We start from the raw sequence: 10,342 nt of genomic DNA, 5'->3' as shown, positions 1-10,342 counted from the left end.
ATTAAAACAGAACTACCCCAACGCAGCCTATAGCCAGCTTGTTGACAGGATACAGCAGAATGCCTTGTTTATTTTTACGCAGGACTGGCGCCAGCTTGATGAGATAAAACTGCACCTTAAGGGAACGGATTTCCAGATAAAGGTATGGGAAACATTGTTGAAAGTACCTGCAGGCGGGCTCACCACCTATTCGGCACTTGCGCAAAAAACCGGTAGCCCAAAGGCTTCAAGGGCAGTAGGCTCTGCTGTAGGCAGTAACCCGGTGGCTTTCCTGATACCATGCCACAGAGTTATTCGTTCCACCGGCGAGATAGGCCAGTACCACTGGGGATCGACCCGCAAAAATGCCATCATTGGATGGGAAGCAGCATTAAAAAATAAAGCTTCATAACGGCAAGCTGCCATCATAAAACAGGTGAACTTTTAAGCGGATTAATTCCCTCCTTGGGGAGGGGGGCGATGGATCTGTGTAGTAGCAGGGAGGGGTTTATACGCGATGTATATTGCATAAACCCCTCCCTGCACCCTCCCGTTGGGAGGGAATCGCACAACCTCCCCCTTTTCATATTCCATGTTTTAATCGCACTGTAAAACTATTTAGCAGGCATAATGTTAGGTAATATATACCTTGTTAAAGGTGCGATTAATCAATATAAGTGCATTATATTAGCTTATCGCCGTTAAAGCGCCATTTATGTTAAAAATAGTTACCTTTTTGTTATGTCTGCTCCCGCTTTCATTATTCGCGCAAAACGCGTCAACCATCATTCCCGAAAATAATAATACAACACAGGATACATCCAAACAAACCGATTTGATTGATATTGCCAAGTCGCTTTTTAAGATAAATCCCGATAAGCCAAGGCGCCCCAGCGATAAAAAGGTTTACTTTTCCATATTGCCCATAGGCGCTAATGTACCGGGTGGTAGTGGCAAGGCTTTAATTACCAGCACAACCGCCGGTATTTACCTGGGCCCACGCGCCACCACCAATATATCAAGCGCCACCTTTACTCCATACTGGAACCTGCACAGCCGTTTTGGTTTGCCATTGCGTACCAGCATCTGGTTCCCTAATAACGAATGGACCATACAGGGCGATACCCGCTTTTTGGTTTACCCGCAATTTACATGGGGCCTGGGCAGCAACAACAATAACGATGATAAAACACTGGTTAATTACCGGTACATCCGCTTTTACCAAAGCGCGCTTAAACGTATAAAACCATATCTGTACGCGGGTATTGGTTATAATCTCGACTGGCATTTTAACGTAAACAGTGATGACCCGGCGGTTGATCTGCCCACGTTCACCAAATATGCTTACGGTACCAAAGGCAGTTCATTTTCATCGGGTATAAGCTTAAATATTTTGTATGATACCCGTAATAACTCTATTAACCCGCTACCGGGTGCATACGCCAATGTTGTATACCGCATAAACCCAACTTTTATGGGTAGTAGCGATAGCTGGAATTCTATTTATATAGATGTCAGGAAATACATCTCTTTAAACCCGGGCAAGCCTAATCAACAAAATACACTTGCATTTTGGTCGTACCTGTGGAAAACACTTAGTGATAAAACACCTTATCTCGACCTGCCAAGTATTGGCTGGGACCCCAATAACCGTTCGGGCCGGGGTATAGATCAAAACCGTTACCGTGGCCGTACCCTGTTTTACCTGGAAAGTGAGTACAGGCGCGACATTACCGAAAACGGTTTGTTAGGTTTTGTGGTATTCGCCAATGCAAATACCGTAAGTGGCTCGGGCACATTATTCTCGTCATGGCACCCTGCGGCGGGTACGGGCTTAAGAATCAAGTTTAACAAGGGCTCAAACACCAACATCGGTATTGATTATGCCGGCAGCAAGGGCTACAGTTCGGTACTGTTTAGCTTGGGCGAAGCATTTTAAAACCATGCTATTTCTCCACATTGATTGCAGCGGGTAAAGTATTTCTATACTTTCGCTACACCCGTTTATGAAAGTTATTATTGCCGAGAAGCCGTCTGTAGGGCGCGAAATTGCTAAAGTATTTGGTGCCACCACAAAAAAGGATGGTTATATAGAAGGCAAGGGTTACACCTTTACCTGGGCCTTTGGCCACTTATTGCAACTGGCAGCCCCGCAAGAGTATGGTTACTACGGCTGGAATGTGCAGAACCTGCCCATGCTCCCCCAAAAATTCAAGCTCTCTATACGTAAGGTAAAAACAAAGGATGGGATGATTGACGATCCCGGAGTAAAAAAGCAGCTGGATATAATAAAAGCCCTGTTTGATGAAGCTACCGAGATCATAGTAGCAACGGATGCCGGGCGCGAGGGTGAACTCATCTTCCGTTATATCTATTACTACCTGAAATGTAAAAAGCCTTTTAAACGTTTATGGATCTCTTCGCAAACAGACGCTGCTATTAAAGAGGGTTTCCGCAATTTAAAGCCGGGGACTGATTATGACACCCTGTTCAATTCGGCACATTGCCGCTCGCAGTCGGACTGGCTGGTGGGTATGAATGCCACGCAGGCTTTAAGTTTATCATCGGGCACAAGGTCGGTATTATCGTTAGGCAGGGTACAAACCCCTACCCTTGCCATGATCTGCGCGCGTTACCTGGAAAATAAAAACTTTGTGCCGCAAACCTATTACCAGGTAAGCATACAGCCGGATAAGGACGGGCAGGTATTTAAAGCCATATCCGAAAAGAACTTTAAAACCCGGGAAGAAGCACAAGTTGTATTAGACCTGGTAGAGCCTACAGGAACCATTACAAGCGTTGAAGCCAAACCCCGTAAAGAACCGCCCCCCCTACTGCACGATCTGAGCAGTTTACAGCAGGAGGCCAATAAGCGCAAAGGCTTCACTGCCGACCAGACGCTCTCTTTACTGCAAACCCTTTACGAGGGTAAACTGGTTACCTATCCGCGTACAGGCAGCCGCTATATTGGAGATGATGTATTTGCAGAAGTACCCGCATTAATAGCAAAATTTACCGGGCACGATGAATTTGGCAAGCAGGCTACCATTTTAGCAGATGCCAAACTTAACAAGCGCAGCGTAAATGCAAAAAAGGTAACAGATCACCACGCGATATTGCCTACCGGCGAGTCGCCCAATCAACTTTCGGGCGATTTAAAAGCCGTTTACGATATGGTTGCAGGGCGTATGCTGGAAGCCTTTCACCAGGATTGTATAAAGGAAATAACCAAGATAACCATCCAATCGGGTTCAAAATTCATGGCGAGCGGTACGGTTATCCAAACAGCGGGCTGGCGTGCTGTTTTTAACGACAAGGATGAGGAAAAGAAGGACGAAGAAAATGCCTCATTGCCCAAGGTAAAACAGGATGAAATTTTACCGATAACGGATAAAGCCCTGCTGGAAAAGCAAACCAAACCCAAGCCCCTGTATAACGAGGCTACCCTACTAAAGGCACTGGAAACCGCAGGCAAGGAGATAGATGATGAGGAATTGCGCCAGGCGATGAAGGATAGCGGACTGGGCACACCTGCAACCCGGGCCGCAATGATAGAAACCCTGTTAAAACGCAACTACATAGCCCGCGAAAAAAAGAACCTGGTACCTACTGATACCGGCCTGGCTGTTTACGAGGTTGTTAAAAACCAGCAGATAGCACAGGCAGAGTTAACCGGCACCTGGGAGAAAAGGTTGGAAGAGATCCGCTCGGGCGCATCGGTAAGTGCTTTCCAGGAAGAGATAAAAACCTATACCCGGGCCATTACGCAAGAATTGTTACGGGCGGGGAAAGGCATCGTGCTTAGCGCACCTGCGGCAAAAAACAGTAGCAACACATCAAATATTCCTTAATAACTATATTGAATGTGTCTTAGGCACATTGGGTTAGTAGAATATCCATTTCGTGATCACCACGCGTTCCTATCGGAACGCCTCGTGTTATCGTTTATGTTTGCTACCAACCAAAAGTCCCGATGGGACTTGAAGACAAAATAAATTTCGGATATTGCTACCTGATTAATAAACACCCAATTGAAAAAGCACCTTACCATTGGCAACCTGCTAAACGCGCTATTTTTTATAGCGGTAATTGTTTTACTGTTTGTCCCCGCGGCTAAAGGATTGCTATTACGGGGATTGATGAAAACGGGGTTCTTTCAGCCGGAGGTTTCATCCCTAAGTAAACCGGTACAGGTACCCGATATTAGTTTCCGTGATGTAAAAGGCGAAAATATTACGCTGTCCTCGCTTAAAGGCAAGGTGGTGTTTATCAACTTTTGGGCAACATGGTGCCCGCCATGCATAGCCGAAATGCCTTCTATCAACACGTTATATCAAAAATTGGCTGCCAATAAAAACATCGTATTTTTAATGGCCGATGCAGATGGCAGACCAGAACAGGCGTTGCTTTTCCTGAAAAAGAAAAATTACAATCTGCCGGTATATGCAGCAACCACAACCGTGCCTGCCAATATTTCGGCAGGCACTATCCCTACAACTGTTGTTTTGAATAAAAAGGGTGAAATGGTTTACCACCACGAAGGTGTAGCCGATTATACAAATGATAAATTTGCAGCTTACCTGCAACAGCTATCTACCGAATAAACTGATGTTACAGAACAGGGTAAACCCATTTGGCGATATCATTAAAACAACCGAGCGTGGCAAGTGGCTTGGTAACAGGGGTGTGATACATAATGAAAACAAAGAGATAGTACGCCCTTACAAAGTTAAGGCCTGGATCATCTGTGAGTTAGCATTTAGAGGCAGGCACCGCGAGGTAATGATGCCTGATCGGTGGACAGAGCTTTTCTTTTTTGATGAAGCAACGGCGTTTTCGGCAGGGCACCGCCCTTGCTTTCAGTGCCGGTATCAAGCTCACATGCATTTTAAGGAAATGTGGTTGAAAGGCAACCCGGCTTTTGGCTTTAACATGAAAACGCCCGTTGCTAATATAGACGCCATCATTCACCATGAAAGAATAACTGCCGGCAAATCAAAACAAACCTACATAGCAAGTTTAAAGGAACTCCCGGATGGTGCTTTCGTTATTTTAAATAATGAACCTCACCTTGTTAAAGCCGGCAAATTGTATAAATGGAGCCCTGCCGGGTATGATAAGCCTATAGATTTCCCTGCAATTGAAAAAATAGCAGTATTAACACCCCGGTCTATAGTTAACACATTTAGCGCGGGGTATACGCCGCAAATGGGTTAACCGCTATAAACTATTTACTAAGGCGGGGTCTTTTCTTTTTTTCGGCCAATACGGGCTTCGGCGGTTGTTGTTGCTGATTATAGCGTGGCATAGATGCAGGCCTTCTTGACGGGGCAGCGGGTGCTGGTTTGTCCTCGGCTATACGTACTTCTAATGTACGGTCGCCAAAAGCCATGCCGTCCAACGCTTCTATAGCTAATTGAGCGCCTTCCATGTCTTTCATTTGTACAAAACCAAAACCCTTACTGTGCTGGGTAAATTTATCGCGGACAATAGTCAGCAATTCAATATCCCCATGCGGACCGAACAATTGAGCCAGCTGCATCTCATCCATCTCACGTGGAAAGCCAACAACGAATAATTTTATCATAAGCAGAATAGTTTGCAAATATAGCATATTCAATTATTCTAAACCATAGGTATGTAAGAGTGATTGTATAACTAACTTGTGAATGCCTCAAATGAATTGTATAGCTAAACTGAATATTTGTAGTATCTTTAAAAGTGATCTTCGTCATTAAATTTACTGAGACACATCATTAGCAAATACCGCTTGGTTGCTGATATTTGTGACAGCTATCACTTTTTGATTTTACTACCGTTACATGGAAAACGCCGCTTTATTAAATGCTATCATAAAAAATGCGATAGATGGTATTATTACCATTAACGAGCGCGGCATAATTGAAACCATAAACCCGGCGGCGTGCACCCTGTTTCAACTTACGCCCGATGAGGTAATTGGCAAAAATGTTTCGGTATTAATGCCACAGCCCTATAAAGAACAGCATGATGGATACATACACCGTTACCAGCAAACACACGAGCCACATATTATAGGTATAGGGCGCGAGGTAACGGGCTTAAAAAAAGATGGTTCGGTTTTCCCGTTCAGGTTGGGCGTAAGCGAGGTACAATATTCGGGGAGAAAGATCTTTACCGGGTTTATACACGACCTGAGCCGCGAAAAAGAAGCAGAGGGCAAGTTAAAAGACTACGCCCTGCAACTGGAAGAGCTTGTAGAAGAGCGCACGCTATCGTTAAAAAAATCGTTAAGTGAGTTGCAAAAGGCCAAAGAAGAAGTAAGCCAATCGCTAGAGAAAGAAAAAGAACTTGGCCAGTTAAAAAGCAGGTTCGTGTCCATGGCATCGCATGAGTTTCGCACACCGCTCAGCTCAATCCAATTATCGGCCGTGCTTATTGAAAAATACTCGCAACAGTTTAACAATGCCAATATTGAAAAGCACATCGGCAAAATAAAAAACGCTGTTAATAACCTTACATCCATTCTAAACGATTTCTTATCGTTAGAAAAATTGGAGGCCGGCAAAGTAGAGCCCATTTATACATCGTTTGATATTGTAAAATTCGCTGAAGAAATTACAGAAGAGATGCAGCTGATAGCAAAACAAAACCAAAATATAATTTACCAGCATACAGGTACTTTCAGCACAGCAAACCTGGATCAGTCATTACTAAGAAATTGTATCACCAACCTCGTTAGCAATGCTATAAAATACTCCGGCGAAAACACCTTTATTGAATTTAATACCGAGATGAACGATAATTCGCTGATAGTTGTTGTAAAAGACAACGGCATAGGTATACCCGATGAAGATCAGAAACATTTATTTGAAGCATTTTTTAGGGCACACAATACAGGCAGTATACCGGGTACCGGTTTAGGCCTCAATATTGTAACCCGCTACGCCCGGTTAATGAACGGAGTTATAAAATTCGAGAGTAAAGTAAACGAAGGCACTTCTTTCACCTTAACATTCCCAAACAACCATGAGTAAATGCATCTTAATTATTGAAGACAATAACGATATCCGCGAAAGTACCGCCGAGATACTGGAGCTTACCGGGTACAAAATATTACAGGCCGCAAACGGCAAACTTGGTGTTGATATGGCGTTGCAACATAAACCCGATCTGATACTATGTGATATTATGATGCCGGAATTAGATGGGTATGGTGTTTTGTACCTGCTAAGTAAAAACGCCGAAACAGATGCTATCCCTTTTATATTTTTAACAGCAAAGGCCGAGCGTGTTGACTTCAGGAAAGGCATGGAAATGGGTGCCGATGATTATTTAACCAAGCCTTTTGATGAAATTGAACTGCTAAACGCTATTGAAAGCCGGCTTACAAAAAAGGAGAAATTGCAGGCTTATTTCAGCAGATCGTTACAAAACCTGGAACATTTGGCGGGTGGTTCAAAAAACGGCACTGCCGAATTAAAGGCACTAATTGCAAGCCGCAAAATAAGGCAGATAAAAAAGAAACAGATTTTATATTACGATGGTGATACCCCACAAGGCGTTTATATTGTTTTAGAAGGGAGCATTAAAACCCTTAAACTGGCAGAAGATGGCCGCGAGTTAATGACCGGCCTATACAAAACCGACGACTACCTGGGAGTAAACTCCTTATTGCTTAATGCCCCGTTTACAGATACCGCCGAGGCAATGGAAGATACGGCAGTTTGCCTTTTGCCAAAAGATCTGGTACTAACCATGCTTGATAAGTACCCCGACCTGGGCCGCGATTTTTTAAAGCTATTAGCCCAAAATATCCACGAAAAAGAAGAACAACTGATAGAACTTGCTTATAACTCGGTAAGAAAAAGATTAGCGCAGGTATTGGTGCGCTTAAGCAAGCAAAACCATGATGCCGAGGAATTCAAGGCCTCGCGCGAGGAACTGGCCGCAATGGCCGGTATAGCTACCGAAACCGTGAGCCGCACCCTTACCGACTTTAAGGAAGAGGGATTAATAGAAAAAAAGGGCGCTGTTATCCACATACAGGACCTTAACCGCCTTATTAAAATGAAAAACTGACCAATATCACATTTAGGGCTGACTAACCTCATACTTAAAAAGTTTTTGCCTGGGTAATTTTGTAGTTATAAAATACGCCCAGTAAAATGAAAGTGGTAGCATACAGCATTAAATCGTACGAGAAAGAGTACCTGGCTTTAGCCAATCAAAAAAAACACGACATAACCCTTATTTCGAACCCACTAAGTTTGGAAACTGTTGCTTATGCCGAAGGTAAAGATGCTGTTATAGTTTTCACAAATGATGATGTATCGGCACCTGTAATAAATAAACTTGCCGACTTAGGCATAAAGTATATTGCCACACGATCTGTAGGTACAGATCATATTGATAAAATTGCCGCAGCAAGCCGAAACATAAAATTAGCAAACGTACCTTCTTATTCTCCACAGGCAATTGCCGAACATACTGTGGCACTTGCGCTTACCTTAAGCCGGCACCTTATACAAGCCGACGAGCATAGCCATCATTTTGATTTTAAACTGGATGAGCTGGTGGGCTTTAACTTCTATGGTAAAACCGTGGGCTTGTTAGGCCTGGGGCATATCGGGCAGGCTGTGGCTAAAATATTTAAAGGTTTAGGTTGCCGGGTAATAGGCTATGATGAAGTGTTCCCCGAGTACAATGACATCATCGAGCCTGTTAGCTTTGATGACCTGCTTACCAAGTCGGATATTATTTCATTACACGTACCACTTACCGATAGCACCAAGCATATTATCAATAAAACAACCCTGTCATTTATGAAACCGGGGGTAATGCTTTTAAACACATCACGGGGCGCTTTAATAAATACAGTTGATGCATTAGATGCCCTGGAGGCTGGCCGGATAGGCTACCTGGGCCTTGATGTTTATGAAAAAGAAAAAGGATTGTTCTTTGAAGATCATGAGCATGATGCTGTGAAAGACGGGCTTTTACAAAAATTAATGACCCATCACAACGTAATCATAACCCCGCACCAGGCATTTTTAACAAAAGAAGCACTACAGCAGATAGCCGACCAAACCATCAAAAACCTTGACCTGTGGCAACTGGATAAATGCGTTGGCAGCTCATGTGTTTGCGCTAAAAACTGCCGTGTGGCCGAAAGTATTATTAAACCAATAGCCAATTAATACCCAAATGCAAGCACCACAATATTTAATAGATAAGTATAATGTTGCAGCACCGCGTTATACCAGCTACCCCACCGTGCCCTATTGGGATAAGGATGTATTTGATAAAAAAGCGTGGGAACAGTCTGTAAAATTCTCATTTGATGAAACCAATACCGCTAATGGCATAAGCCTGTATATACACCTGCCCTTTTGCGAAAGCTTGTGCACCTATTGCGGCTGCAATACCCGCATAACCAAAAACCACACGGTTGAGCAGCCTTACATCAAAGCTGTATTATTGGAATGGGCCATGTACCGCAAGGTTCTTAAAGCTACACCAGTTATACGCGAACTGCATTTAGGTGGCGGCACACCCACTTTTTTTAGTCCGGAGCATTTAAAGGCCTTAGTGGATGGGATACTTAGCGGCTCTGAGATTCACCCCGAAGCCGAATTCAGTTTTGAAGCCCACCCGGGTAATACAACAGAAGAGCATTTAAAGGTTTTATACCAGCTTGGGTTCCGCAGGTTGAGCCTGGGTATACAGGATTTTGACCCGCAGGTACAATTTATTATTAACCGGATACAAAGCTTTGAGCAGGTTAAAACCGTAACAGAGCAGGCAAGAGCTATTGGTTATACATCAATAAATTTCGATTTAATTTACGGTCTCCCCAGGCAAACTATAACCGGCCTGCATGATACCATTACATTGGTTAGCCAGCTAATGCCCGATAGAATAGCATTTTATAGCTATGCCCACGTACCATGGATAAAACCCGGCCAACGCAGGTTTACAGAAAAAGATTTGCCCGACGCAAATAACAAAAGAGCTTTGTATGAGCTTGGGCGACTCCTTTTTACAAATTTGGGCTATCATGAAATTGGCATGGACCATTTCGCACTGCCAACAGATAGCCTTTACCATGCCGGGTGCGAAGGCAAACTGCACCGCAACTTTATGGGGTACACCCATCAGTATACACAGTTAATGGTTGGCCTGGGCGTTTCTTCTATAAGCGATACCTGGTATGCTTTTGCGCAAAATGTTAAAAACGTAGAGGAATATATAGCGTTAGTGAATGCCGGCGAACTGCCCGTGTTTAAAGGGCATTTTTTAACGCCCGATGACCTTATTATCCGTAAGCACATCCTTAATATTATGTGCCGGGGAAACACCAGCTGGAACCATCACCTGCAGC

Annotated in this window: 10 protein-coding genes; 9 read left to right on the top strand and 1 reads right to left on the bottom strand. The window is 43.9% G+C overall.

Going from position 1 to position 10,342, the window contains the following annotated elements:
* From WC615_RS20760 to WC615_RS20740, 5 genes are all read left to right on the top strand, one after another.
* A partial coding sequence (locus tag WC615_RS20760; protein WP_372979973.1) for a methylated-DNA--[protein]-cysteine S-methyltransferase occupies positions 1–391 on the top strand: 391 nt, incomplete at its 5' end.
* A 303-nt stretch (positions 392–694) separates the two neighbouring features.
* On the top strand, positions 695–1,918 hold the full coding sequence (locus WC615_RS20755) for a BamA/TamA family outer membrane protein (RefSeq protein WP_372979972.1): 1,224 nt from the start codon (positions 695–697) through the stop codon (positions 1,916–1,918).
* A gap of 67 nt (positions 1,919–1,985) precedes the next feature.
* Positions 1,986–3,830 carry a DNA topoisomerase 3 gene (locus WC615_RS20750; protein WP_372979971.1) on the top strand — a complete coding sequence of 615 codons (1,845 nt, stop codon included), beginning with the start codon at positions 1,986–1,988 and terminating at the stop codon, positions 3,828–3,830.
* A 180-nt stretch (positions 3,831–4,010) separates the two neighbouring features.
* Positions 4,011–4,583 (top strand): TlpA family protein disulfide reductase, encoded by a 573-nt coding sequence (locus WC615_RS20745; protein ID WP_372979970.1) that lies wholly within the window; start codon positions 4,011–4,013, stop codon positions 4,581–4,583.
* A gap of 4 nt (positions 4,584–4,587) precedes the next feature.
* Positions 4,588–5,196 (top strand): hypothetical protein, encoded by a 609-nt coding sequence (locus WC615_RS20740; RefSeq protein WP_372979969.1) that lies wholly within the window; start codon positions 4,588–4,590, stop codon positions 5,194–5,196.
* Between the two features lie 10 nt (positions 5,197–5,206).
* Here WC615_RS20740 and WC615_RS20735 read toward each other — a convergent pair whose 3' ends face one another.
* The gene (locus WC615_RS20735) at positions 5,207–5,566 is read right to left on the bottom strand and encodes an RNA recognition motif domain-containing protein (RefSeq protein WP_372979968.1); all 360 of its coding nucleotides are present in this window, start codon (positions 5,564–5,566) and stop codon (positions 5,207–5,209) included.
* 235 nt (positions 5,567–5,801) lie between these two features.
* Here WC615_RS20735 and WC615_RS20730 point away from each other — a divergent pair, with 235 nt between their 5' ends.
* The 4 genes from WC615_RS20730 to hemN form a co-directional block, all read left to right on the top strand.
* Complete coding sequence (locus WC615_RS20730; protein ID WP_372979967.1) at positions 5,802–6,995, top strand: ATP-binding protein; 1,194 nt, start codon at positions 5,802–5,804, stop codon at positions 6,993–6,995.
* The gene (locus WC615_RS20725; RefSeq protein ID WP_372979966.1) at positions 6,988–8,040 is read left to right on the top strand and encodes a response regulator; all 1,053 of its coding nucleotides are present in this window, start codon (positions 6,988–6,990) and stop codon (positions 8,038–8,040) included. Before WC615_RS20730 ends, WC615_RS20725 begins: the two co-directional genes overlap by 8 nt.
* An 86-nt stretch (positions 8,041–8,126) precedes the next feature.
* On the top strand, positions 8,127–9,158 hold the full coding sequence (locus WC615_RS20720; protein WP_372979965.1) for a 2-hydroxyacid dehydrogenase: 1,032 nt from the start codon (positions 8,127–8,129) through the stop codon (positions 9,156–9,158).
* 7 nt (positions 9,159–9,165) lie between these two features.
* On the top strand, positions 9,166–10,342 hold a 1,177-nt coding region (gene hemN, locus WC615_RS20715), incomplete at its 3' end, for an oxygen-independent coproporphyrinogen III oxidase (RefSeq protein WP_372979964.1).

Origin of the sequence: Mucilaginibacter sp. (genome assembly GCF_041663085.1) — a bacterium.
Classification (GTDB): domain Bacteria; phylum Bacteroidota; class Bacteroidia; order Sphingobacteriales; family Sphingobacteriaceae; genus Mucilaginibacter.
The sequence above is the reverse complement of the archived record's forward strand: the minus strand, read 5'-3'. Positions and strand labels throughout refer to the sequence as shown.